The 24453-nt window shown below is 72.0% G+C and carries 26 protein-coding genes; 15 read left to right on the top strand and 11 right to left on the bottom strand.

The window, feature by feature from the left end:
- Positions 1–43 precede the first annotated feature (43 nt).
- Positions 44–1324: a phosphoserine phosphatase SerB gene (serB, locus tag ACZ3IG_RS28320; protein ID WP_467435575.1), complete on the top strand. Its 1281-nt coding sequence runs from the start codon at positions 44–46 to the stop codon at positions 1322–1324.
- A 72-nt stretch (positions 1325–1396) separates the two neighbouring features.
- Here the strand turns inward: serB and ACZ3IG_RS28325 are convergent, their stop codons facing one another.
- From ACZ3IG_RS28325 to ACZ3IG_RS28340, 4 genes are all read right to left on the bottom strand, one after another.
- Positions 1397–1915 (bottom strand): SixA phosphatase family protein, encoded by a 519-nt coding sequence (locus tag ACZ3IG_RS28325; protein ID WP_467435576.1) that lies wholly within the window; start codon positions 1913–1915, stop codon positions 1397–1399.
- A gap of 113 nt (positions 1916–2028) precedes the next feature.
- Complete coding sequence (locus ACZ3IG_RS28330; RefSeq protein WP_467435577.1) at positions 2029–2241, bottom strand: hypothetical protein; 213 nt, start codon at positions 2239–2241, stop codon at positions 2029–2031.
- Positions 2242–2443: 202 nt separating this feature from the next.
- Complete coding sequence (locus ACZ3IG_RS28335; RefSeq protein ID WP_467435578.1) at positions 2444–2560, bottom strand: SGM_5486 family transporter-associated protein; 117 nt, start codon at positions 2558–2560, stop codon at positions 2444–2446.
- 34 nt (positions 2561–2594) lie between these two features.
- Positions 2595–3902, bottom strand: coding sequence for a CynX/NimT family MFS transporter (locus tag ACZ3IG_RS28340; protein WP_467435580.1), 1308 nt, complete (start codon positions 3900–3902; stop codon positions 2595–2597).
- Positions 3903–3986: 84 nt separating this feature from the next.
- On the opposite strand from ACZ3IG_RS28340, the gene ACZ3IG_RS28345 reads away from it, so the two are divergent.
- Positions 3987–4679, top strand: a complete 693-nt coding sequence (locus ACZ3IG_RS28345; RefSeq protein WP_467435581.1) for a FadR/GntR family transcriptional regulator — start codon at positions 3987–3989, stop codon at positions 4677–4679.
- Here the strand turns inward: ACZ3IG_RS28345 and ACZ3IG_RS28350 are convergent.
- From ACZ3IG_RS28350 to fabG, 3 genes are all read right to left on the bottom strand, one after another.
- Positions 4657–5013 (bottom strand): hypothetical protein, encoded by a 357-nt coding sequence (locus tag ACZ3IG_RS28350; protein WP_467435582.1) that lies wholly within the window; start codon positions 5011–5013, stop codon positions 4657–4659. The genes ACZ3IG_RS28345 and ACZ3IG_RS28350 overlap by 23 nt on opposite strands.
- Positions 5014–5185: 172 nt before the next feature.
- Positions 5186–5953 (bottom strand): enoyl-ACP reductase FabI, encoded by a 768-nt coding sequence (gene fabI / locus ACZ3IG_RS28355; RefSeq protein WP_467435583.1) that lies wholly within the window; start codon positions 5951–5953, stop codon positions 5186–5188.
- Between the two features lie 5 nt (positions 5954–5958).
- Positions 5959–6663 (bottom strand): 3-oxoacyl-[acyl-carrier-protein] reductase, encoded by a 705-nt coding sequence (gene fabG / locus ACZ3IG_RS28360; RefSeq protein ID WP_467435584.1) that lies wholly within the window; start codon positions 6661–6663, stop codon positions 5959–5961.
- Positions 6664–6989: 326 nt separating this feature from the next.
- Between fabG and ACZ3IG_RS28365 the strand changes: the two genes are divergently transcribed.
- The 3 genes from ACZ3IG_RS28365 (at position 6990) to tyrS (ending at position 11268) form a co-directional block, all read left to right on the top strand.
- Positions 6990–8513, top strand: a complete 1524-nt coding sequence (locus tag ACZ3IG_RS28365) for a TldD/PmbA family protein (RefSeq protein ID WP_467435585.1) — start codon at positions 6990–6992, stop codon at positions 8511–8513.
- On the top strand, positions 8510–9916 hold the full coding sequence (locus ACZ3IG_RS28370; protein ID WP_467435586.1) for a metallopeptidase TldD-related protein: 1407 nt from the start codon (positions 8510–8512) through the stop codon (positions 9914–9916). Before ACZ3IG_RS28365 ends, ACZ3IG_RS28370 begins: the two co-directional genes overlap by 4 nt.
- Positions 9917–9999: 83 nt before the next feature.
- Complete coding sequence (tyrS, locus tag ACZ3IG_RS28375; RefSeq protein WP_467435588.1) at positions 10000–11268, top strand: tyrosine--tRNA ligase; 1269 nt, start codon at positions 10000–10002, stop codon at positions 11266–11268.
- Between the two features lie 75 nt (positions 11269–11343).
- On the opposite strand, the gene ACZ3IG_RS28380 is transcribed toward tyrS, so the two are convergent.
- Positions 11344–11628 (bottom strand): GlsB/YeaQ/YmgE family stress response membrane protein, encoded by a 285-nt coding sequence (locus ACZ3IG_RS28380; protein ID WP_467435589.1) that lies wholly within the window; start codon positions 11626–11628, stop codon positions 11344–11346.
- A 269-nt stretch (positions 11629–11897) separates the two neighbouring features.
- On the opposite strand from ACZ3IG_RS28380, the gene ACZ3IG_RS28385 reads away from it, so the two are divergent.
- The 3 genes from ACZ3IG_RS28385 (at position 11898) to ACZ3IG_RS28395 (ending at position 13067) form a co-directional block, all read left to right on the top strand.
- A complete protein-coding gene (locus tag ACZ3IG_RS28385; RefSeq protein WP_467435590.1) occupies positions 11898–12296 on the top strand; it encodes a DUF3099 domain-containing protein in 399 nt (132 codons plus the stop codon).
- 244 nt (positions 12297–12540) lie between these two features.
- Complete coding sequence (locus ACZ3IG_RS28390) at positions 12541–12762, top strand: hypothetical protein (protein WP_467435592.1); 222 nt, start codon at positions 12541–12543, stop codon at positions 12760–12762.
- A 176-nt stretch (positions 12763–12938) separates the two neighbouring features.
- Entirely contained in the window at positions 12939–13067 is a 129-nt protein-coding gene (locus tag ACZ3IG_RS28395; RefSeq protein WP_467435593.1) for a hypothetical protein, read from the top strand.
- Between the two features lie 186 nt (positions 13068–13253).
- Here ACZ3IG_RS28395 and moaA read toward each other — a convergent pair whose 3' ends face one another.
- From moaA to ACZ3IG_RS28410, 3 genes are all read right to left on the bottom strand, one after another.
- The gene (gene moaA / locus ACZ3IG_RS28400) at positions 13254–14243 is read right to left on the bottom strand and encodes a GTP 3',8-cyclase MoaA (protein ID WP_467435594.1); all 990 of its coding nucleotides are present in this window, start codon (positions 14241–14243) and stop codon (positions 13254–13256) included.
- Positions 14244–14399: 156 nt separating this feature from the next.
- Positions 14400–16025 (bottom strand): solute symporter family protein, encoded by a 1626-nt coding sequence (locus ACZ3IG_RS28405; RefSeq protein ID WP_467435596.1) that lies wholly within the window; start codon positions 16023–16025, stop codon positions 14400–14402.
- The gene (locus tag ACZ3IG_RS28410) at positions 16022–16378 is read right to left on the bottom strand and encodes a DUF485 domain-containing protein (RefSeq protein ID WP_467435597.1); all 357 of its coding nucleotides are present in this window, start codon (positions 16376–16378) and stop codon (positions 16022–16024) included. Before ACZ3IG_RS28410 ends, ACZ3IG_RS28405 begins: the two co-directional genes overlap by 4 nt.
- A 294-nt stretch (positions 16379–16672) precedes the next feature.
- On the opposite strand from ACZ3IG_RS28410, the gene ACZ3IG_RS28415 reads away from it, so the two are divergent.
- The 7 genes from ACZ3IG_RS28415 (at position 16673) to ACZ3IG_RS28445 (ending at position 24405) form a co-directional block, all read left to right on the top strand.
- Positions 16673–18187 (top strand): S8 family serine peptidase, encoded by a 1515-nt coding sequence (locus tag ACZ3IG_RS28415; RefSeq protein WP_467435598.1) that lies wholly within the window; start codon positions 16673–16675, stop codon positions 18185–18187.
- A gap of 85 nt (positions 18188–18272) precedes the next feature.
- A complete protein-coding gene (locus ACZ3IG_RS28420; protein ID WP_467435600.1) occupies positions 18273–19283 on the top strand; it encodes a CopD family protein in 1011 nt (336 codons plus the stop codon).
- Positions 19284–19389: 106 nt separating this feature from the next.
- Complete coding sequence (locus ACZ3IG_RS28425) at positions 19390–20376, top strand: DEDDh family exonuclease (protein ID WP_467435601.1); 987 nt, start codon at positions 19390–19392, stop codon at positions 20374–20376.
- Between the two features lie 152 nt (positions 20377–20528).
- Positions 20529–20762, top strand: a complete 234-nt coding sequence (locus ACZ3IG_RS28430; RefSeq protein ID WP_215167052.1) for a hypothetical protein — start codon at positions 20529–20531, stop codon at positions 20760–20762.
- 205 nt (positions 20763–20967) lie between these two features.
- Positions 20968–21783, top strand: a complete 816-nt coding sequence (locus ACZ3IG_RS28435) for an SURF1 family cytochrome oxidase biogenesis protein (RefSeq protein WP_467435602.1) — start codon at positions 20968–20970, stop codon at positions 21781–21783.
- A gap of 76 nt (positions 21784–21859) precedes the next feature.
- A complete protein-coding gene (locus ACZ3IG_RS28440; protein ID WP_467435604.1) occupies positions 21860–23644 on the top strand; it encodes a glycoside hydrolase family 15 protein in 1785 nt (594 codons plus the stop codon).
- 5 nt (positions 23645–23649) lie between these two features.
- Positions 23650–24405: an SDR family oxidoreductase gene (locus ACZ3IG_RS28445; RefSeq protein ID WP_467435605.1), complete on the top strand. Its 756-nt coding sequence runs from the start codon at positions 23650–23652 to the stop codon at positions 24403–24405.
- The last annotated feature ends 48 nt before the right edge of the window (positions 24406–24453 follow it).

Below are 24453 nucleotides of genomic sequence, written 5' to 3' on the forward strand. Positions count from 1 at the left end.
TCGGGGGCGTCCAGTACGGGACGCCGGATACCGTATGAACACCATGAGCGCTACGCAGACCTCTGACGTCCCCACGCTTCTCGTCAAGATCTTCGGCAAGGACCAGCCGGGTATCACGGCGGGTCTCTTCGACACCCTCGCCGCCTTCTCCCTCGACGTCGTCGACATCGAGCAGGTCGTGACCCGTGGCCGGATGGTGCTGTGCGCGCTCGTGACGCAGCCGCCGCGGGAGCTGGAGGGCAAGCTGCGGGCCACCGTCCACAGCTGGGCGGAGTCGGTGAAGATGCAGGCCGAGATCATCTCCGGCACGGGCGACAACCGGCCGCGCGGCCTCGGCCGCTCCCTGGTCACGGTGCTCGGTCACCCGCTCACCGCTGAGGCGACAGCCCAGGTCACCGCCCGGATCACCAAGGCCGGCGGCAACATCGACCGGATCTTCCGGCTGGCGAAGTATCCGGTGACGGCGGTCGAGTTCGCCGTGTCCGGTGTGGAGACCGAGCCGTTGCGGACCGCGCTGGTGACGCACGCGGCGGCGCTGGGTGTCGACATAGCGGTGGTCGCCGCCGGACTGCACCGGCGGGCGCAGCGGCTGGTCGTCATGGACGTGGACTCGACGGTCATCCAGGACGAGGTGATCGAGCTTTTCGCCGCGCACGCCGGCTCTGAGGCCGAGGTCGCCGAGGTGACGGCGGCCGCCATGCGCGGGGAGCTGGACTTCGAGCAGTCGCTGCACGCGCGCGTGGCGCTGCTGGAGGGGCTGGACGCCTCGGTCGTGGACAAGGTGCGCAGCGAGGTGCGGCTGACGCCGGGGGCGCGCACCCTGATCCGTACGCTGAAGCGGCTCGGCTACCAGGTGGGTGTCGTCTCGGGCGGGTTCACCCAGGTCACGGATGATCTGAAGGAGCGGCTGGGGCTGGACTTCGCCCAGGCCAACACCCTGGAGATAGTCGACGGCAAGCTGACCGGGCGGGTCACCGGAGAGATCGTGGACCGGGCGGGCAAGGCGCGGCTGCTGCGCCGGTTCGCCGCGGAGGCGGGCGTACCGCTGTCGCAGACCGTGGCGATCGGGGACGGCGCCAACGACCTCGACATGCTGAACGCGGCCGGGCTCGGGGTGGCCTTCAACGCCAAGCCGGTGGTGCGGCAGGCCGCGCACACCGCGGTGAACGTGCCCTTCCTGGACACCGTCCTGTATCTGCTGGGCATCACCCGCGAGGAGGTCGAGGCGGCGGACACCCTCGACCAGCAGCTTCTCGACCGGGCCGGGGACGAGGACCGGGCCACGGAGGAGAGCGAGGACCGGGGCACCGGCGAGGACCGCTGAGCAGGCCGGGAGTGAGGGCCCGGTACCGGTCAGGGATCGGCAGCGGGCCCGTCGGAGTCGGACGAGGCGGGGTCAGTCGGCGGGAGCCCAGTAGTCCCGCAGGGTGGCGACGCCGGGCTCCAGGGACTTCCAGGGGCCCGTGAAGGACAGCACCGCGAAGGCGGCGGCGGGGAAGCCTCGGCCCGCCATCCGCTCCCGGACGTCACCCTCGGCCGAGCCGGCCAGGATCTCGGTGAGCCCCTGCACGCCCGGGTTGTGGCCGATCAGCAGGACGTTGCCCAGGTCGTCGGGGGTCTCGTTGAGTACGGCGATCAGCTCGCCCGGCGAGGCGTCGTAGATCCGCTCCTCGTAGACCGTCTTCGGGCGCTGCGGGAACTCGTGGACGGCGAGCTTCCAGGTCTCGCGGGTCCTGACGGCGGTGGAGCACAGGGCCAGGTCGAAGGAGAGGCCGCTGTCGGTGAGGCGGCGTCCGGCCTCCGCGGCGTCCTTGCGTCCTCGCTCGGCGAGCGGTCGCTCATGGTCGGACACCGGCGGCCAGTCGGCTTTCGCATGCCGGAAAAGGACAATACTGCGGGGTTCTGCGACGCTCATGCCCCCCAGCTTCGCATGAAACAGGCCACGGGGCGCAGGGAGTTGGCTCGCGGATTCCGGGTCGCGGCGCATGTCGGGACGTCCGGCTCGGTTCACCTGGCCGGAGCGGTGCGTCAGCGCCCCATCAGGTGCCGGGCCTGCTCCAGGAGGTGGGCGAGGGCGGGCTGGCCGGCGGCCGCGTGGGCCTCCGACGGGTCGAGTATCAGCCCGAGCAGCAGGACGAAGGCGAGGATCGGCAGGGCCAGCGCCCACCAGGGCAGCCGGATGTCGGCGTCACCGCCGGAGACCGGGCTGGGGCGGGGATGGGTGTGCGTGGGGGTCGACATGCGTGCCTCCGCGGGTCTTCGGCGTCCCCTGGTCCGTGGTCCGTGCTGCGCCGCACCCCCCGTCACCAGGGAATTCGCGGTCACACCACGAAGGTACGGAATCCCGGGGCGCCGTCCCATCCGGTGACCCACCCACTCGACCCTGAGTCTCACCCCCTAGGGGACCGGGGCCAGCCCCACCCCACCGGAGCCGCGGCCGGTGTCACGGGGAGGCGATCGTCGCCACGATGCCGATGATCACGAAGATCGCGAGGAACGAGCCGAAGACGATCAGCATCTTCTTCTGGCCGTTCTTGGGGTGCGGGTCGAGGACTGGCATGCGACCAGTTTCGCACCCGGGGCCGACGGCCCGGTCAGCGGGCCGCCTCCTCCTCGACCGTACGGTTGCGGCCCGCCAGGACGCCGGCCACCATCTGCGGCACCATCAGGGCGCTCATCAGCGCGATCGGCACCCCCCAGCCACCGGTGTGCTGGTAGAGCACGCCCACCAGGAGCGGGCCGGGGATCGAGATCAGGTAGCCGGTGCTCTGCGCGAAGGCGGAGAGCTGGGCGACACCCGGTCCCGTCCTGGCCCGCATCCCGACCATGGTCAGGGCGAGCGGGAAGGCGCAGTTGGAGACGCCGAGCAGCAGGGCCCAGGCCCAGGCGCCGCCGACCGGCGCGAGGTACAGGCCGGCGTATCCGGCGAGGCCGCAGACGCCGAGGGCGACCACCATCGGCCCCTGGCGGGGCAGCCGGGCCGCCACGCGCGGGATGACGAAGGCCAGGGGTATGCCCACCGCCATGGTGACGGCCAGAAGCAGTCCGGCGGTGCCGGCGGAGACTCCCGCGTCCCGGAAGATCTGCGCCATCCAGCCCATGGTGACGTAGGCGCCGGTCGCCTGGAGGCCGAAGAACGCGGCGAGCGCCCACGCGGTGCGGCTGCGGGTGATCCGCAGGGCGGGCGCCCCGGCGGAGGCCGCGCGTGCCGCGGCCCCGGGAGCCTCGGAGGGGGCGCCGCGCCCCCGGACGAACGGCAGCCAGGGCAGCACGGCCACCGCGGCCAGCGCGGCCCACACCGCGAGGCCGGGCTGCCAGTCGCCGCCCAGCGCGTCGGTCACCGGCACGGTCGCCGCGGCGGCGATCGAGGTGCCGCAGGCCAGGGCCATCGAGTACAGGCCGGTCATCGAGCCGACCCGGTCGGGAAAGAAGCGCTTGACGATGACCGGCATCAGGACGTTGCTGACCGCGATGCCCATGAGGGCGAGGGCACTGGCGGCCAGGAACCCGGCCGTGCCGCCCGCGTACGGGCGGATCAGCAGCCCGGCCGTGATGGCGGCCATGCCGGCGCAGACCACCGCCCCGGGCCCGAACCGGCGGGCGAGCCGGGGGGCGGTGACGCCGAAGACGGCGAAGCAGAGCGGGGGCACGGAGGTGAGCAGCCCGGCCACGCTGCCGCTCATGCCGAGGCCGTCGCGGACCTCCTCGAGGAGTGCGCCGAGGCTGGTGATCGCGGGACGCAGATTGAGCGCCGCCAGCACGATGCCGAGGACGAGCAGGCGGGTCGTCCACGGCGTCCACGCGCGCGTACCGGTACCGGTCCGGGCGGGGTCCGGGGCCCCTTCGGTCCCTTCGTCCCTGTCCCGGGCGGGCTTCAGCATCCGTATGTCCTCACTAGCCATGCGACCATCATAGAATCATAGGATGATTGCCTGTCCACTCCCCAGCCGCCCACTCCCCAGCCGCCCACTCCGCGAAGGTGCGCCATGCCTCTGAGCCATCCCCAGCGCTCGGCCCTGTCCGAGCAGGTCATCGCCACGCTCCGGCAGCAGATCACCTCGGGCGAGTGGCCGGTCGGCTCCCGTATCCCGACCGAGCCGGAGCTGGTCGAACAGCTGGGGGTGGCCCGGAACACCGTCCGGGAGGCGGTCCGCGCGCTGGCGCACAACGGGCTCCTCGACATCCGTCAGGGTTCGGGCACGTACGTCGTCGCGACCAGTGAGCTGGCCGGCGTGATGCAGCGCCGCTTCGCCGGCGCCGATCCCCGGCACATCGCCGAGCTGCGCTCCACCCTGGAGTCGGCGGCCGCCCGGCTGGCCGCCGAACGGCGCACCGAGAAGGACCTCAAGCAGTTGGACGCGCTGCTGGTGCGCCGCGCGGAGGCGTGGGAGTCGGGCGACGCGGAGGCGTTCGTGACGGCGGACGCCACCTTCCACCTGGCCGTGGTGGCCGCCTCCCACAACGAGGTGATGACCGCGATGTACGCGGACCTGGGCGAGGTGATGCGGGACTGGCTGCGCGAGGACATCGGCGCGGAGCTGACCCCGGAGACGCACATGGACCACACCGGCCTGGTGGACGCGATCCGCGCGGGCGACGCCGGGACGGCCGAGCGGGAGGCGGCGGGCTACCCGTTGGTGTGCCGCCCGGGGCGGTTCAGTCCGGACGCCGGTGGCTGACCCAGGCCGCGCCGGTCTCCTTCCAGCAGCGCCCGGTCAGCCGTACGGTCTGCGCGGGACCCGCCGCCACCGGGGCGCTGTCGCTGTCCAGGTCCCACCAGCGGACGCACTCGACGTGCAGGCTGACGCGGTCGGGGTCCGGATAGGGGTTGTGGCAGTACGCGGTCACCCTTGAGCCGGTGTGCCGGATGCGGCACTCGGCGCCGAAGGGCCGCGCGGGCGTCGCTTCCTCGCCGCGGCTCTGTACGCGCGCGTGCGACACCGTCTCGTGCGGCAGGGCGAGCCCGAAGGCGGCGACGACGGCTGCGGCGGCCAGGCGGCGGGCGAAACGCACAGGCGGACCCCCTCGGCCGGGACGGGTCGGAAAGCGCGGGGTGGAGTCGTCTCCCAGCCTGCGCCGTCGGCCCTTCGGCCGCCCGGTCGGCTGGGCCGGACGGGTGAGTCTGCCGGGTGACGCGCGAAGGGCCCGCGCCCTCGCGGACGCGGGCCCTTCGGCAAGCGGGGTGTCAGGCGCCGATGGCGTGCAGACCGCCGTCGACGTGGATGATCTCGCCGGTGGTCTTCGGGAACCAGTCGCTGAGCAGCGCGACGACGCCGCGGCCGGCCGGCTCCGGGTCGGTCAGGTTCCACTCCAGCGGGGAGCGGTGGTCCCACACGGAGGCCAGGTCGCTGAAGCCCGGGATGGACTTGGCGGCCATCGAGCCGAGCGGGCCGGCCGAGATGAGGTTGGACCGCACGTTCTGCTTGCCCAGGTCGCGCGCGAGGTAGCGGCTGGTGGCCTCCAGGGCGGCCTTGGCCGGGCCCATCCAGTCGTACTGCGGCCAGGCGTACTGGGCGTCGAAGGTGAGGCCGACGACGGAGCCGCCGTTCTGCATCAGCGGCAGGCAGGCCATGGTGAGCGACTTCAGGGAGAACGCCGAGACGTGCATGGCCGTGGCGACCGACTCGAAGGGCGTGTTGAGGAAGTTGCCGCCGAGCGCGTCCTGCGGCGCGAAGCCGATGGAGTGCACGACGCCGTCCAGGCCGCCCAGTTCCTCGCCGACGACGTCGGCCAGGCGCCCGAGGTGCTCGCCGTTGGTGACGTCCAGCTCGATGACCTTGGTGGGCTTGGGCAGCTTCTTGGCGATGCGCTCGGTCAGCGTGGGCCGCGGGAACGCGGTCAGGATGACCTCGGCGCCCTGCTCCTGGGCCAGCTTGGCGGTGTGGAAGGCGATGGACGCCTCCGTCAGCACGCCGGTGATCAGGACGCGCTTGCCCTCGAGAATTCCGCTCATGGTGATCAGTGACCCATTCCCAGTCCGCCGTCAACGGGAATGACGGCTCCAGTGATGTACGAGGCGTCGTCCGACGCGAGGAACCGCACCGTCGCGGCGATCTCCTCCGGCTGCGCGTACCGGCCCAGCGGCACCTGCGAGACGATGCCCGCGCGCTGCTCGTCGGTGAGCACCTTGGTCATGTCGGTGTCGACGAAGCCGGGTGCGACGACGTTGAAGGTGATGTTGCGCGACCCCAGCTCACGGGCGAGGGAGCGCGCGAAGCCGACCAGGCCGGCCTTGGAGGCGGCGTAGTTGGCCTGTCCCGCCTGGCCGAGCAGTCCGACGACGGACGAGATGAGCACCACGCGGCCCTTCCTGGCGCGCAGCATGCCGCGGTTGGCCCGCTTGACGACGCGGAAGGTGCCGGTCAGGTTCGTGTCGAGGACGGAGGTGAAGTCCTCCTCGGACATGCGCATCAGGAGCTGGTCCTTGGTCACGCCGGCGTTGGCGACGAGGACCTCGACGTTGCCGTGCGTCTCCTCGATCTCCTTGTAGGCCTGCTCCACCTGCTCGGCGTCGGTGATGTCGCACTTGACGGCGAGGAAGCCCTCCGGCGGCTCACCCGAGCGGTAGGTGATGGCGACCTTGTCGCCGGCGTCGGCGAACGCGCGGGCGATGGCGAGGCCGATGCCCCGGTTACCTCCGGTGACGAGAACCGAGCGGCTCAACGGATCACCCTTTCGTCAGTGGTCTGAACACGTCCGCCCGAACACCTCGATGGCAGGCGGCTTCCTCGAAAACCTATCGGTCCCGACCTCCGCCCGAGGAATCGGGCACCCACAGTGGCTTACGGGCCGGACTGTCGGGTCCCTACAGATGCACGCCGGGCTTCACCTCTCCGCGACTCCGAGGACACCGGCCTGCGCCCCCTCGTCGGCACCCCGGCCGCCCGGGCGGCGTTCACCGCGGCAGCTCAGGGCGCGGCGCTCGGGCGCGCCGTGGTTCACTGCCTCCCACGGTCACCACCGGCAAGCGCTCGAAGGGATCCTCTCCCGTGCCCCATGACATAGACGCCACCTTCACCGCCCTCCCCCTACGCCCCCTCGCCGACGCCGCCCTCGCCCGTGCCCGGTCCCTCGGGGCCGAGCACGCGGACTTCCGGCTGGAACGCGTGCGCAGCGCCTCGCTGCGGTTGCGGGACGCCAAGCCCTCCGGTTCCTCGGACACCACCGACCTCGGGTACGCCGTACGCGTCGTGCACGGCGGGACCTGGGGTTTCGCGTCCGGCGTGGACCTGACGCCGGACGCCGCCGCCAAGGTCGCCTCGCAGGCGGTGGCGATGGCGAAGCTGTCGGCCCAGGTGATCAAGGCGGCCGGGTCTCAGGAGAGGGTCGAGCTGGCGGACGAGCCCGTGCACGCGGACCGTACGTGGGTGTCCTCGTACGAGACCGACCCGTTCACCGTGGACGACGCCGAGAAGTCGGCGCTGCTCGCCGACTGGAGCGCGCGGCTGCTGGCGGCGGGCGGGGTCGATCATGTGGACGCCTCGCTGCTCACCGTCCATGAGAACAAGTTCTACGCGGACACCGCCGGGACCTCGACCACCCAGCAGCGGGTGCGGCTGCACCCCGTACTGACCGCCGTGTCGGTCGACGGCTCCAGCGGCGAGTTCGACTCCATGCGCACGCTCGCGCCGCCCGCCGGGCGCGGCTGGGAGTACCTGACCGGCACCGGCTGGGACTGGGACGCCGAGCTGGCCGGGATACCGGAGCTGCTGGCCGAGAAGATGCGGGCGCCGAGCGTGGAGGCGGGACTGTACGACCTGGTGGTCGATCCGTCGAACCTGTGGCTGACCATCCACGAGTCCATCGGGCACGCCACCGAACTGGACCGGGCGCTCGGCTACGAGGCCGCCTACGCCGGCACCTCCTTCGCCACCTTCGACCAGCTCGGCACGTTGCGCTACGGGTCCGAGCTGATGAACGTCACCGGGGACCGTACGGCCGAGCACGGGCTCGCGACGATCGGGTACGACGACGAGGGTGTCGAGGGCCAGTCCTGGGACCTGGTGAAGGACGGCACGCTGGTGGGCTACCAGCTGGACCGGCGGATCGCCCGGCTGACCGGGTTCGAGCGGTCCAACGGGTGCGCGTACGCCGACTCCCCCGGGCATGTGCCGGTGCAGCGGATGGCGAACGTGTCGCTGCGGCCCGATCCCGGCGGGCTGTCCACGGAGGATCTGATCGGCGGGGTGGAACGCGGCATTTACGTCGTCGGTGACCGTTCATGGTCAATAGATATGCAAAGATATAATTTTCAGTTCACCGGTCAACGGTTCTTCCGGATCGAGAACGGGCGGCTCGCCGGACAGCTGCGGGACGTGGCCTACCAGGCGACCACGACCGACTTCTGGGGGTCCATGGCGGCCGTCGGCGGGCCCCAGACGTACGTCCTGGGGGGCGCCTTCAACTGCGGCAAGGCGCAGCCGGGACAGGTCGCCGCCGTGTCGCACGGCTGCCCCTCCGCCCTCTTCAGGGGCGTCACCATACTGAACACGACGCAGGAGGCCGGTCGATGAGCGCCCGCACGCCCCGGACGGGCAGCAAGCCGCACGAGATCGTCGAGCGGGCGCTGGAGCTGTCCCGCGCGGACGGGTGCGTCGTCATCGCCGACGAGCACTCCACCTCCAACCTGCGCTGGGCGGGCAACGCGCTCACCACCAACGGCGTCACGCGCGGGCGCACGCTCACGGTCGTCGCCACCGTGGACGGGCAGGAGGGCACCGCGTCGGGAGTCGTGTCGCGGTCGGCCGTCACACGGGACGACCTGGAGCCGCTGGTGCGGGCCGCCGAGGAGGCCGCCCGGAGCGCCGGGCCCGCCGAGGACGCGCAGCCGCTGGTCAGCGGGGTGCCGGAGTCGCCGGACTTCACGGACGCGCCGGCCGAGACGTCGTCGGCCGTGTTCGCCGACTTCGCGCCGGCGCTCGGGGAGGCGTTCGCACGCGCGCGTGGCGGCGGGCGGGAGCTGTACGGGTTCGCCAACCACGAGATGACCACCACCTACCTGGGCACATCCACCGGGCTGCGGCTGCGCTGCGATCTGCCCACCGGGACGCTGGAGCTGAACGCCAAGTCGCCGGACCGGTCCCGCTCGGCGTGGGCGGGGCGGGCCACCCGGGACTTCAAGGACGTCGACCCGGCGGCGCTCGACGCGGAGCTGGCCGTACGCCTGGGGTGGGCCGAGCGGCGGGTGGAGCTGCCCGCGGGACGGTACGAGACGCTGCTGCCGCCGACCGCGGTCGCGGACCTGCTGATCTACCAGCTGTGGTCGGCGTCGGGCCGGGACGCGGCCGAGGGGCGGACGGTGTTCTCCAAGCCGGGCGGCGGCACGCGGCTGGGCGAGCGGATCAGCGAGCTGCCGCTGACCCTGCGCAGCGACCCGGCGGAACCGGGCCTGGAGACGGCGCCGTTCGTGGTGGCGCACTCCTCCGGGGGCGATCAGTCGGTGTTCGACAACGGGCTGCCGGTGTCGGCGACGGAGTGGGTCAGGGAAGGTGAGCTGTCCCGGCTGACGACGACCCGGCACAGTGCCGCGCTGACCGGGCTGCCGCTCGCGCCGGCCCTCGGCAACCTGGTGCTGGACGGCGGTAACGGCCGCTCGCTGGAGGAGATGGTCGCCGGTACCGGGCGGGGGCTGCTGCTGACCTGCCTGTGGTACATCCGCGAGGTCGACCCGGCGACGCTGCTGCTGACCGGGCTGACCCGGGACGGGGTCTACCTCGTGGAGGACGGCGAGGTCGTCGGCGAGGTGAACAACTTCCGGTTCAACGAGTCGCCGGTGGACCTGCTGGGACGGGCCACGGAGGCGGGGCGTACGGAGCGGACGCTGCCCCGGGAGTGGGGCGACTGGTTCACGCGGGCGGCGATGCCCGCGCTGCGGGTCCCCGATTTCAATATGAGCTCCGTCAGCCAGGGCGTATAACCTCGTACCCGCACACGAGTACCTGCGTACGGGAACCCGGGCACGGGACCCGCGTACGCGATCTTCGAGGAGACACGAGAACCGTGACGGACATCGTCGACGAGCTGAAGTGGCGTGGGCTGTTCGCCCAGTCCACCGACGAGGACGCTTTGCGCAAGGCGCTCGCGGACGGTCCCGTCACGTTCTATTGCGGTTTCGACCCGACCGCGGCCTCCCTGCACGTCGGGCACCTGGTGCAGGTGCTCACGCTGCGCCGGCTCCAGCGGGCCGGGCACCGGCCGCTGGCGCTGGTCGGCGGGGCCACCGGTCAGATCGGTGACCCGCGCCCGACCGCCGAGCGCACGCTGAACTCGCCGGAGACGGTGGCCGGCTGGGTCGAGCGGCTGCGGGCCCAGATCGAGCCGTTCCTGACCTTCGAGGGCGAGAACGCGGCCACGATGGTCAACAACCTGGACTGGACCTCGGGGCTCTCCGCGATCGAGTTCCTGCGGGACGTCGGCAAGCACTTCCGGGTCAACAAGATGCTGACCAAGGAGTCGGTGTCGCGGCGGCTGGAGTCGGCCGAGGGCATCAGCTACACGGAGTTCAGCTACCAGCTCCTCCAGGCCATGGACTTCCTCCAGCTCTACCGGCGCTACGGCTGCGTGCTCCAGCAGGGCGGCAGTGACCAGTGGGGCAACCTGACGGCGGGGCTCGACCTGATCCACCGGCTGGAGCCGGACGCCGTGGTGCACGCGTACGCGACGCCGCTGATGACCAAGGCGGACGGCACCAAGTTCGGCAAGACCGAGGGCGGGGCGGTCTGGCTGGACCCGGAGATGACGACGCCGTACGCGTTCTACCAGTTCTGGCTGAATGTGGACGACCGGGACATCTCCCGTTACCTGCGCATCCTGTCCTTCAAGTCCCGTGAGGAGCTGGAGGAGCTGGAGAGGCAGACCGAGGAGCGTCCGCAGGCGCGGGCGGCGCAGCGGGCGCTGGCCGAGGAGCTGACGACGCTGGTGCACGGCGCGGACCAGACGGCGGCCGTGATCGCCGCGTCCAAGGCGCTGTTCGGCCAGGGCGACCTGGCGGAGCTGGACGAGCGGACGCTGACCGCGGCCCTGTCGGAGGTGCCGCACGTGCGGGTCGCCGAGCTGGGTCCGGTGGTCGATCTGTTCGCCGAGGTCGGCCTGGTCGCCAGCAAGTCGGCGGCCCGGCGCACGGTCAAGGAGGGCGGCGCCTACGTGAACAACGTGAAGGTCGCGGCCGAGGACGCGGTCCCGGCCGCCGACGAGCTGCTGCACGGGCGCTGGCTGGTGCTGCGGCGCGGCAAGAAGAACCTGGCCGCGGTGGAGGTCACCGGCGCCTGAGCGCACGGCGAGGGGCGGCTCCCGTGTCCGGCGGGGGCCGCCCCTTCGCCGTACGCGCGTGGCGCCCGGCCGGGCTCAGGCGGTGTGGCGTCGCTTCTTGTTGCCGCGCACCGCCATGTACACCATGTCGCCGATGCCGACGATGATGATCGCGGCGACGAGCTGGAAGACGTGCCGCCACCAGTCGATGCCGGAGGTGGCGTCGACGCCGGCCGCCCGGGCGACGGCGTTGCCGACGATGGCTCCGAGAATGCCGAAGATCGTGGTCAGCCACAGGGGGCTGTGCTGCTTGCCCGGAATGATCGCCTTGGCTATCAGACCGAGCACGAATCCGACGATGATCGCCCACAACCAGCCCATGGCTGCCTCCTCGTACGGCTCTACGTGAGCATTACGGCCACTCTCGGCCCCTGCCGCGCGGTGCGCACGGCGGGTACGTCCGAATGGGGGACACCTCTGGGCGCCGGGGGCGCACTCCGGTCGCCCGGGGACGGGGTCCCCCGGTCTCGTGGGCGGCGCAGTCGCGGCGTAACGTAAGAGCTGTCCGGACCCGCGACCTCGATCGAGCGGTGCGGACGGGTACGGGTACGGGCGGGGGTGGCTCCGATGCGAGCGGGCGGTGGAATGTGATGCGGAAGCGGAGCGCGGACGGCAACGCCCAGGTGTTCCGGATCACCGGAGCCCGGACGGGCCTGGAGGAAGACGTACGCGGACGGCAGCGCCGGTACATCATCTCGATGTCGGTCCGTACGGTGTCGGTGATCCTCGCGGCCACGCTGTGGAACGTGGAACGGCACGTCGCGATCGTGGCGCTGGTCCTCGGCGTGCTGCTGCCGTACATCGCGGTGGTGATCGCCAACGCCGGGCGGGAGAACGCGCCGGGACTGCCGACGACCTTCGTGACGGCGCCGACGCCGCCGATGATCGAGCCGCCGGCCGCGTCGCGCGGCTTCGCGGAACCCGGGCCGGAAGATGTCGTGACCGATCGGACGGCGGGTGTACCCGACCCATCCGGTGACCGTTCTTGATCGGAACTGGACGTTACCGAAAGGAAACGAGCGGAATCGAGGGGCCTGAAGGATGGTCAAGTCCTCGCCAAGCCGTCGAGAAGCTCGTTCCAATCCCGTTGTTCCGGTCCCGAACGGCGGACCTCCCGTGACATACTCGGTAAGCGCTCCGCATCCCCCGTCGGAGCGATGGACCGACGCCGGGCAGCTCCCCCCGTGGCTGCTCGGCGTCGCCTTTTTTGCATGACTTGTGAGATGTGAACCTGTGAGTGACGAGACGACCCCGGTCTGCTCCGCCAAGGGCTGCCGGAACGCCGCCGTGTGGATGCTGTCGTGGAACAACCCGAAGCTCCACACACCGGAGCGCCGCAAGACGTGGCTCGCGTGCGACGAACACCGGGAGCACCTGTCGCAGTTCCTCGGGGTCCGGGGATTCCTGAAGGACGTCGCGCGCTTCGACGAAGGACAACCCCTCGGCGAGGCTTGAGGACGGCCGCACACCGCGCCCGACCGCCAAGCTCAGGGAAAGCTCAGATCAGTCATGCTGTTCCGGTGCAGGTCGGCCGGTGGCCCGTGTCATACTCCGTAGCGCTTCGCCGCACTCCCCGCGGCAGGTCCGCTGACAGCCGATCAGTGGGACTGCTGGAGGAGCGAGGAGGAGCAGTGAGTGATCAGAGTGAGGTCCGGTCCCGGAAGCAGAGGTGGAGCGATGCGGAACGCTGGCAGATCCGTCTCGCCGCTATGGGGCTGATCGTGGCGGTCATCGCCACCGTGGGGCAGTTCGTGCGGTAGCGCCCCGCACACGAGACGGTCGCGACCCGGCGCGCGGAGACGCGCAAGCCCGGTCGAGTGTTGGGCGACCGGGCTTGTGTACCGCGTCGAAGGGTCTGGTCCGGGTTGCCTCCCGGGCCGGGCCCTTCTCGCGTCGTAGGGTACCCCGCCCCCGGTCTTCCCGGAGCCGTTCAGCAGGACAGGGTTTCAGCCCCCTATCGCCGACATCGGCCGGTCCGGCTGGACGAAGGACGGGTCGTCGAGGCCGGCGCCCGCCTTCTTGCCCCACATGGCGAGCTTCCAGACGCGGGCGATCTCCTCGTCCGGTGCGCCCGAGCGCAGGGCTGCGCGCAGGTCGGTCTCCTCGCGGGCGAAGAGGCAGGTGCGGACCTGGCCGTCGGCGGTCAGCCGGGTGCGGTCGCAGGCGGCGCAGAACGGGCGGGTGACGGAGGCGATGACGCCGACGCGGTGCGGGCCGCCGTCCACGAGCCAGCGCTCGGCCGGGGCCGAGCCGCGCTCCTCGGAGCCCTCCTCGGTCAGCTCGAACCGGGTGCGCAGCGAGGCCAGGATGTCACCGGCGGTGACCATGCCCTCGCGCTTCCAGCCGTGCTGGGCGTCCAGCGGCATCTGCTCGATGAACCGCAGCTCGTAGTCGTGCTCCACGGCCCAGGCGAGGAGGTCGGGGGCCTCGTCGTCGTTGACGCCCGGCATCAGGACGGTGTTGACCTTCACGGGCGTCAGGCCGGCCTCGCGGGCGGCGTGCAGGCCCTCCAGGACGTCCTTGTGCCGGTCGCGGCGGGTGAGGGTCTTGAAGACGTCCGGGCGCAGGGTGTCCAGGGAGACGTTGACCCGGTCCAGGCCCGCCGCCTTCAGGGCCGCCGCCGTGCGCTTGAGGCCGATGCCGTTGGTGGTCAGGGACGTCTGGGGGCGCGGGTCGAGGGCTGCGACGCGCTCCACGATGCCGGCCAGGCCGGGGCGGAGCAGGGGCTCGCCGCCGGTGAAGCGGACCTCCGTGACACCCAGCGAGGTGACGGCGATGCCGACGAGACGGACGATCTCGTCGTCCGTGAGCAGGTCGGGTTTGGCCAGCCACTGCAGTCCCTCCTCGGGCATGCAGTACGTACACCGCAGGTTGCAGCGGTCGGTCAGCGAGACCCTCAGGTCAGTGGCCACTCGGCCGTAGGTGTCGATGAGCACGTGGGCCCCTCCCTCGACGCGGATCGGCGGGACACTCCCGTACCCCGACACCTGCGAGCCTACGTGACCCCGGTGACAACGACAGCGACCGGAAGCCATGAGGTGCGCGCGGGCCCCGTCGCCGAGAACTGCGACGGGGCCCGCGCGGAGCGTCGGTCAGTGGGCGCCGGTGCCGGTCAGGGACCGGACCTCCAGCTCCGCGTACTTGCCGGTGTCCGGCCCCTCCTTGGACAGGACGGTGCCGAGCCAGCCCATCAGGAAACCGAACGGGATCGAGATGATGCCCGGGTTCTTCAGCGGGAACCAGGCGAAGTCGACGTCCGGGAACATCGAGGTGGCGTCGCCCGAGACGACCGGCGAGAACAGCACCAGGCCGACGGCGACGGCCAGGCCGCCGTAGATGGACCACAGCGCGCCCTGGGTGGTGAACCGCTTCCAGAAGAGGCTGTAGAGGATGGTCGGCAGGTTGGCGGAGGCGGCGACCGCGAAGGCCAGGGCGACCAGGCCGGCCACGTTCAGGTCGCGGGCGAGGGCGCCGAGCGCGATGGAGACGATGCCGATGAAGACGGTCGCCCAGCGGGCCGCCCGCATCTCCTCCTTCTCGGTGGCCTGGCCCCGGCGGATCACGTTGGCGTAGATGTCGTGCGCGAAGGACGACGACGAGGCGAGGGTGAGGCCGGCGACCACGGCGAGGATGGTCGCGAAGGCCACCGCCGAGATGGTGGCCAGCAGGATCGCGCCCCAGGCCGAATCGACACCGCCGACGTGCAGGGCGAGCAGCGGGGCCGCCGTGTTGCCGGACGGGTTGGAGTCGGTGATCTCCTTCTGCGAGATGAGGGCCGCCGCGCCGAAGCCGAGCGCGATGGTCATCAGGTAGAAGGCGCCGATGATGCCGATCGCCCAGTTCACGGACTTACGGGCGGCCTTGGCGTTGGGCACCGTGTAGAAGCGGATCAGGATGTGCGGCAGGCCCGCGGTGCCGAGCACCAGGGCGATGCCCAGGGAGATGAAGTCCAGCTTGGTGGTGCCGGTCGCGCCGTACTGGAGGCCGGGCTCCAGGAAGGCGGCGCCCTTGCCGCTGTTCTCTGCGGCCTTGCCGAGCAGGTCGGAGATGTTGAAGTCGAACTTCAGCAGCACCAGGAAGGTGATCAGGATGGTGCCGCCGATCAGCAGCACGGCCTTGACCATCTGCACCCAGGTGGTGCCCTTCATGCCGCCGATGGTGACGTAGACGATCATCAGGACGCCGACCAGGGCGACGATGAGCACCTTGCCGGCGTCGGAGGTGATGCCGAGGAGCAGCGAGACCAGGACGCCCGCGCCCGCCATCTGGGCCAGCAGGTAGAAGATCGACACGACGATCGTGGAGGTGCCGGCGGCGGTGCGCACGGGGCGCTGGCGCATGCGGTACGCGAGGACGTCGCCCATGGTGTAGCGGCCGGAGTTGCGGAGCGGCTCGGCGACCAGCAGCAGGGCCACCAGCCAGGCGACCAGGAAGCCGATGGAGTACAGGAAGCCGTCGTAGCCGAAGATGGCGATGGCGCCGGCGATGCCGAGGAAGGACGCGGCGGACATGTAGTCGCCGGAGACGGCGAGGCCGTTCTGGAAGGCGCTGAACTGACGGCCGCCCGCGTAGAAGTCGGCGGCGTCCTTGGTCTGCCGCCCGGCCCAGACGGTGATGAACAGCGTCGCGACCACGAAGACCGCGAACAGCGTGATGATCAGCGGCCGGTGCTCACTGGCCTCGTTGGCCGCCAGGAAGAACTGCCCAGTGGTGCTCATGCGCCGCCCTCCATCCGGGACTTGATGGCCTCGGCCTTGGGGTCGAGCTTCGCGGCGGCGTGGCGCGAGTACCACCAGGCGATGAGGAACGTGGTGAGGAACTGGGCGATGCCGAAGACGAACGCGACGTTGATGTTGCCGAACAGCTTGCTGCCCATGAAGCCGCCCGCGTAGTTGGAGAGCAGCACGTAGAGCAGGTACCAGGCGACGAAGGCGATCGTCAGCGGGAAGGCGAAGGAACGGAAGGAGCGGCGCAGTTCACCGAACTCAGCGCTCTGCTGCACCTCGGCGAACTCCTCGGTGGAAGGGAGTCGGTGGTGCTCTTGCGAGGGGGGCGGTGCGTCGGTGGCCACGGAGTCTCCTCGTAGGACGGACATGACTGCTGTACCTATCGGTGTGGGAGCGCTGGTCGTGCTCGTGCTCCCTGCCCAACGACACGGCGCCGCCCTGGGCCCGGTTCATCGCCCGGACCACTTTCCGAAGTAACCCCCGGCCGGTCATTGCTGGCCAGCGGCTCCGGGGGATAACTTCGCTCTGCACCACCCGACATGTACCTGCCCGGACGCCCTCGGCCGGGACGGCTTTCTTCAGGGCACCCGCACCACGTGCACCGTCCGCACCACGGAAGAGACTGGAGAGTTCCGTACATGACCGCGTCTCACTCGCGTCACCGCCGCGCGCTGGCGATCCCGGCCGGACTGGCCGTGGCGACGGCCCTCGCGTTCCTGCCCAACGTCCAGGCCACCGCCGCCGAGTCCGGGCCGGCCGCCGCCGACGCCACCTCGCTCAGCTATGTCGTCAACGTCAAGCCGGGCAAGGCACCTTCGGCCACCGTCAAGCGCGCGATATCCGAGGCCGGCGGCACCATCGTCACGTCGTACGACCGGATAGGCGTCATCGTCGTCCACTCGTCGAACCCGGACTTCGCCAAGAGCGTCCGCACGGCGCGCGGCGTGCAGTCGGCCGGTGCCACCCGCACCGCGCCGCTGCCCTCGGCCGCCACCACCGACGTGGGTACGCCGAAGGTGCTCAGCGCCACGGAGGCCGCCGCGGCCGAGGCCGTCGAGGGCCAGGACCCGCTGGAGCCCCTGCAGTGGGACCTGCCCGCCATCAAGGCCGACAAGGCGCACGAGAAGTCGCTGGGCAGCAGCGAGGTGACCGTCGCCGTCATCGACACCGGCGTGGACGACACCCACCCGGACATCGCCCCGAACTTCGACCGCGCCGCCTCCGTCAACTGCGTGTCGGGCAAGCCGGACACCACCGACGGAGCCTGGCGGCCCTCCGCGGAGGAGTCCCCGCACGGCACGCACGTCGCCGGTGAGATAGCCGCCGCGAAGAACGGCGTCGGCATGACGGGCGTCGCGCCCGGCGTGAAGGTCTCCGGCATCAAGGTCTCCACGACCGCCGGCTTCTTCTACACCGAGGCCGTGGTCTGCGGGTTCATGTGGGCGGCCGAGCACGGCGTCGACGTGACCAACAACAGCTACTACACCGACCCGTGGTACTTCAACTGCAAGGACGACCCGGACCAGAAGGCGCTGGTCGAGGCCGTCAAGCGGGCCTCGTCGTACGCGGAGAAGAAGGGCGCGGTCAACGTCGCCGCGGCCGGCAACGAGGAGTACGACCTCGCCGCCGACGAGATCACCGACCCGTCCTCCCCCAACGACACCACGCCCTCCGAGCGGGTGGTCGACCCGTCCGAGTGCTACGACATCCCGACCCAGCTGCCCGGCGTCGTCACCACCGCCGCGACCGGCGCCAAGGGCATCAAGTCGTCCTTCTCCAACTACGGTCTCGGTGTCATCGACATCGCCGCGCCCGGCGGTGACTCGACCGCGTACCAGACGCCGGAGGCGCCCGCCACCAGCGGTCTGATCCTGGGCACGCTGCCCGGCGGCAGGTGGGGCTACATGGCCGGTACGTCGATGGCGTCGCCGCACGTCGCGGGCGTCGCCGCGCTGATCAAGTCGACGCACCCGCGGGCCACGCCCGCCCAGGTGAAGGCCCTGCTGTACGCGGAGGCCGACGCGACGCCCTGCACCAAGCCGTACGACATCGACGGCGACGGCAAGGTGGACGCGGTGTGCGAGGGCCCGAAGAACCGCAACGGCTTCTACGGCTGGGGCACGGCGGACGCGCTGGACGCGGTGACCAGGTAGACACCCGGGGGCGAGGGCTTCGGGGCGTACCCCCGGTCGTCCTCTGGACTTGCCCGGTTGTGGGATGACTGGTGAAGATCCTGAGGTGACCCTGATACGCCCCACGTCCCCGTCGGCCGAGGCCGGGGGGCGCCCGCGCCCGGGCCCCGGCACCGGCCGGGCCGTGGCCGTGCTCGCCCTCGTGGCGCTGGCCGCGCTCATACCCCTGCTCGGCCCCTCCCCGGCGCTGCACGGCACCGGGGAGGCCGAGGCGCCCGGCACCGGCGGCATCGCCCTGCTGCGCGCGGTGCTGTTCGCGGCGCTCGCCGTCCCCCTGGGTGAACTGTTCGCCGGCCGGCTGGCCCGCTCCCTGGACGGCGCTCCCCCGCCCGTGCCCCGCAGCTGGTCGGTGCCCGCGGCCGTGGCCGGCTTCGTGGCCGCGCTGGGGCTCGCCTCGTTGGTGGCCACCGGCAACATGGTGCCGGACGGCCTGGCCGGGATCGACGTGGGCGGGCTCTACTCCTCGCGCGACGGCAAGCTCGCGCTGCTGGAGGTCAACGCGTTCCTCGTGGCGGGCCTGTGCGCCGCCTCCGGCCGGCCGGGCACCCAGGTGTGGCCGCTGGCCGCGGTGGTGGTGGCGGAGGCCCTGCGCGCCCATCCGCCGACCGAGCCGAGTCCGCTGCTGGGCTCCGGTCTGACCCTGCTCCACCTCACGTGCGCCTCCCTGTGGGTGGGCGGTCTGCTGCACGTACTGCGGGTGCTCGGCCGGTGGCGGGGCGCGGAGGCGGGCCCGGCGCTGCTGGGGCTGTACGCGCGCGTGGCGGCCGTGCTGCTGGCCGTCATCACGGCGACGGGGGTGTGCAGTTCGCTGCGCCGGATGCCGGCGGGCACGGTCCTGGACCAGGTGACGGACACGGCCTACGGGCGGGTGCTGGTCGCCAAGGTGCTTCTGGTGGCGGCCGTCGCCGCGCTGGCCCTGTGGGCGCGGATCCGGCTGGGCCGGGCGGCGGACCCGCTGGCGGCCTGCTCCCCCGCGCGCGCGGAGGTCGCCGTCCTGGGCGTGGTGGTCGCGGTCTCCGGGCTGCTGACGGCGCTTCCGGTGCCGATCCGCTGGTGACGGACCCGGCGGGCGCGCGGAGTTGACGGGGTGCCCGGTCACCCCGTCGGGTGACGGGACCCCTGCGGGACGGCACTGTCAGTCGTGGCCCGTATCCTCTGGGACCATGCTCGAAGACCAGACGACGGCGGTGTCCTCCCCCACGGCGTGGCCGGCCGCGTACCCGCGGGGGTACGCGGTCGTCGACGTGGAGACCACCGGCCTGGCCCGCGACGACCGCATCATCTCGGCGGCCGTCTACCGGCTCGACGCCCGCGGTGAGGTCGAGGACCACTGGTACACGCTGGTCAACCCGGAGCGGGACCCGGGGCCGGTGTGGATACACGGGCTGACGAGCGAGGTGCTCGAAGGGGCGCCGCTCTTCCGGGACGTGGCCGAGGAGTTCGCGGCCCGGCTGGACGGGCGGGTGCTGGTCGCGCACAACGCGGTCTTCGACTGGCAGATGATCGCCCGCGAGTACGCGCGCGCACAGCGCGAGGCGCCGGTGCGCCAGCGGCTGTGCACCATCGCGCTCTCCAAGGAGCTGGCGCTGCCGCTGCCCAACCACAAGCTGGAGTCGCTCGCCGCGCACTTCGGCGTGGTGCAGCAGCGGGCGCACCACGCGCTGGACGACGCGCGGGTGCTGGCGGAGGCGTTCCGGCCGAGTCTGCGCGCCGCGGCGGCCGGCCGCGTCAGGCTGCCGCTCCAGGAGTGCCGGCCGCTGACCGAGTGGGCGGACCGTCCGGCGCCCCGCATCGGCGCCCAGGCGGGCTCCGGCGGCTACCGGCCGACCAGTTGGCGCCCCGCCCGCAAGAGGCCCGCGTGCCCCTATCCCAACCCGGGGCGGTACGAGGACGGCAAACCGCTCAAGCAGGGCATGCGGGTCGCCTTCTCGGGTGACACGTCCGTCGAGCGGGACCTGCTGGAGGACCGCGCGACCGAGGCCGGTCTGCATGTCGCGACCAGCCTGTCCCGGCTGACCAGCCTGCTGGTCACCAACGACCCCGACTCGGGCACGTCCAAGGTGGTCAAGGCCCGGCAGTTCGGGACGCCGGTGGTGGACGAGGCGGCGTTCGGCCAGTTGCTGCGGGACGTCGCGCCGGCCGACGAGTGACTCGTACAGGCGTGTGACGTCGCTCGGGTGAAGCCGAACGAGAAGCTGAAAGCCGGGCGGGACGGGTGAAAGCCGGGTGAGACGGGTGAAAGCCGGGCGACTCGCCCGGCGTCCGCTCGCCCGCGCCACCGCGACGGCTCACCCTGTGGCGCATGGCGACATGTGAAGTCTGCGGCAACAACTACGGCATGAGCTTCGAGGTCCACGCGCAGGGAGCGGTGCACGTCTTCGACTGCTTCGCCTGCGCGATCCACCGCATGGCCCCCATCTGCGAACACTGCCGGGTGCAGATCATCGGGCAGGGCGTGGAGGTCGAGGGCCACTGGTTCTGCGGCGCGCACTGCGCCCGCTCGGAGGGAAGGACGGGGGTCATCGACAAGGTGTGAGCACTCACGTGACCGCCGGCCCGAAGGTGGCGTCGCCACCCACGCCGCGGCACGGACACCGAACACGCTCCCTGCTGCGCGGGGGTGGCCCGCGGCAGACCCCACGACCCCGCGCGTCGGTCGTGCGCTCTCCGCCGACGCGGGGTTGCGGCCCTTGCGGGGACCTCCTCGCAAGGGCCGCCCCCGGCCGAGGTACCGTCGATGCGTGTACCGCTTCCTGTTGTCCCGGCAGTGGGTGATCCTCACGCTGATCGCCCTGCTCCTCATCCCCACGATGATCGAGCTGGGCTTCTGGCAGCTGCACCGCTACGAGGAGCGCACCGCCCGCAACGACCTGGTCGCCGAGGCGCTCCACGCCGACCCGGTACCGGTGGAGCGGCTGACCGCCCCCGGCAAGAAGATCACCACGGCCGAGCGGTACCGCTCCGTGACCGCGACCGGCCGCTTCGACACCGACGACGAGGTCGTCGTCCGCCGCCGCACCAACGCCGACGACGAGGTCGGCTACCACGTGCTCACCCCGTTCGTCCTGGCCGACGGCAAGGTGCTGCTGGTCAACCGGGGCTGGATCGCCGCGGACGGCCCCAGCCAGACCGAGTTCCCCAAGATCCCCGCGCCGCCCTCCGGCGAGGTCACCGTCACCGGCCGGATGATGCCGGACGAGACGACCGAGGCCAGCGGCATCAAGGACCTCGAAGGGCTGCCGGACCGGCAGATCATGCTCATCAACAGCGAGCAGCAGGCCGAGCGCCTCGACGCCCAGGTCCTCGGCGGATACGCCGTCCTGACCGCGCCGAAGCCCGCGGACGGCACCCCGGAGCTGATCGGCGAGCCCGGCGACGAGGACGCCGCGCTGAACTTCGCGTACGCCGTCCAGTGGTGGCTGTTCTCCGCGGCCGTCCCGGTCGGCTGGTGGTTCCTGGTCCGCCGCGAGGCCCGCGACCGGGCGACGGACACCGGGGACGCGGAGGACGCCGAGGACACCGACGACACCTCGGAGGCGGAACCGGCGGCGGTGTAGCGCGCCGGGGTCCCTCGGCCGCGCGGCGGGGCGCGGCGCCTTGATTGCCGTTCACCCTCCTGGGAAGACGGATCCCGTGCACTCCCGTATCGAGGACTACGCGATCATCGGCGACGAGCAGACCGCGGCACTGGTCTCCACCGACGGCTCCGTGGACTGGCTGTGCCTGCCCCGCTTCGACTCCGCCGCCTGCTTCGCCCGGCTGCTCGGCGACGAGGACAACGGGCACTGGCGCATCGCCCCGAAGGGCGCCGGGCGCTGCACCCGGCGCGCCTACCGCAGCGACACCCTGGTCCTGGACACCGAGTGGGAGACCGCGGACGGCGCGGTCCGGGTGACCGACCTGATGCCGCAGCGCGACCGCGCCCCCGACCTCGTCCGCGTCGTCGAGGGGCTCTGCGGCGAGGTGACCGTGCACAGCGCGCTGCGGCTGCGCTTCGACTACGGCTCCGTCGTCCCGTGGGTGCGCCGGGCCGACGGGCACCGGGTGGCGGTCGCCGGTCCGGACTCGGCGTGGCTGCGCAGCGAGCCCGAGGTGCGCACCTGGGGCGAGGACTACGGGACGCACTCCGAGTTCACCGTCGCGGCCGGCGAGAAGGTCGCCTTCGTCCTCACCTGGCATCCCTCGCACGAGCCCCGGCCGCCGCTGATCGACCCGTTCCAGGCGCTGGAGCACAGCGTCGCGGACTGGCGGGCCTGGGCCGCGCGCTGCCGCTACGACGGTCCCTACCGGGACGCGGTCGTCCGCTCGCTCATCACCCTCAAGGCGCTCACGTACAAGCCGACCGGCGGCATCGTGGCCGCGGCCACCACCTCGCTGCCGGAGGAGCTGGGCGGCGTACGCAACTGGGACTACCGGCACTGCTGGCTGCGCGACTCCACCCTCACCCTGGGCGCTCTGCTGACCGCCGGTTACACCGACGAGGCGGAGGCGTGGCGGGACTGGCTGCTGCGCGCGGTGGCCGGCTCCCCGGCTGACCTCCAGATCATGTACGGCCTGGCCGGTGAGCGCCGGCTGCCCGAGGCGGAGCTGCCGTGGCTGTCCGGCTTCGAGGGGTCGCGGCCGGTGCGGATCGGCAACGACGCGGTCAACCAGCTCCAGCTGGACGTGTACGGCGAGGTCATGGACACCCTGGCGCTGGCCCGGGCGGCGGGGATGCCGTCCGTGCCGCAGATGTGGGAGCTGCAGCGGGCCCTGCTGGAGTTCCTGCGCACCGCGTGGCGCCAGCCGGACGAGGGGCTGTGGGAGGTGCGCGGCGGGCGCCGTCAGTTCGTGCACTCCAAGGTGATGGCGTGGGTCGCGGTGGACCGCGCGGTGCGCACCCTGGAGGAGGAGCCCGCGCTGGGCGGCGACCTGGAGGGCTGGCGCGCGCTGCGCGAGGAGATCCACCGCGAGGTCTGCGAGAAGGGCTACGACCCCGACCGCAACACGTTCACCCAGTACTACGGCTCCCGCGAGCTGGACGCCGCGCTGCTGTTCATCCCCCGCGTCGGGTTCCTGCCGCCGGACGACCCCCGGGTGACCGGCACCATCGACGCCGTCTCGCGGGAGCTGTCCCGCGACGGTCTGGTGCAGCGGTACAGCACCTCGGGCAGCACGGTGGACGGGCTGCCGGGCGACGAGGGGACCTTCCTGGTGTGCTCCTTCTGGCTCGCGGACGCGCTGCTCATGGCGGGCCGGACCAAGGAGGCCCGGGAGCTGTTCGAGCGGCTGGCGGGGCTCGCCAACGACGTGGGACTGCTGGCCGAGGAGTACGACCCGGTGGCCGGCCGGCAGCTCGGCAACTTCCCGCAGGCGTTCAGCCACATCGGTCTCGTGCACACCGCCCTCGCCCTGGCCGGTGCCCAGGAGGCAGGATAGGCGGCATGGATCTTGGACTGAAGGACCGGGTGTACGTCGTCACGGGAGCCACCCGGGGCCTGGGCAACGCCACCGCGCGCGCCCTGGTCGCCGACGGGGCGAAGGTGGTCGTCAGCGGCCGGGACGAGAAGGGCGTCGCCGACGCGGCGGCGGCCCTCGGGCCGGGTGCGGCCGGAGTGGCCGCCGACAACGCCGATCCGCAGGCCGCGGAACGGCTGATCGCCACCGCCCGGGAGCGCTTCGGGCGGTTCGACGGCGTGCTGATCAGCGTGGGCGGGCCGCCCGCCGGGTTCGCCGCCGACATCACCGACGAGCAGTGGCAGGCGGCGTTCGAGTCGGTCTTCCTCGGCGCGGTGCGGCTGGCCCGGGCGGCGGCGTCCGAGCTGGGCGAGGGCGGGGTCATCGGCTTCGTGCTGTCCGGCTCGGTGCACGAGCCGATCCCGGGGCTGACCGTCTCCAACGGGCTGCGGCCGGGGCTGGCCGGGTTCGCCAAGTCCCTCGCCGACGAACTGGGCCCGCACGGCATCCGCGTCGTGGGCGTGCTGCCGGGGCGCATCGACACCGACCGGGTGCGTGAGCTGGACGGCCTCTCCGCCGACCCGGTGGCGACCCGCACCGCGGCCGAGTCCCGCATCCCGCTGCGCCGGTACGGCACGCCCGAGGAGTTCGGCCGCGCGGCGGCCTTCCTGCTGTCGCCGGCCGCGTCGTACGTCACGGGCGTCATGCTGCCGGTGGACGGCGGGGTACGGCACGGATTCTGAGTGTCTGAGCGGCCGTGTACGGCGACCGGCCGGGGGCGGCTGGGCCGA

The organism is Streptomyces sp. NPDC016677, from assembly GCF_055562815.1.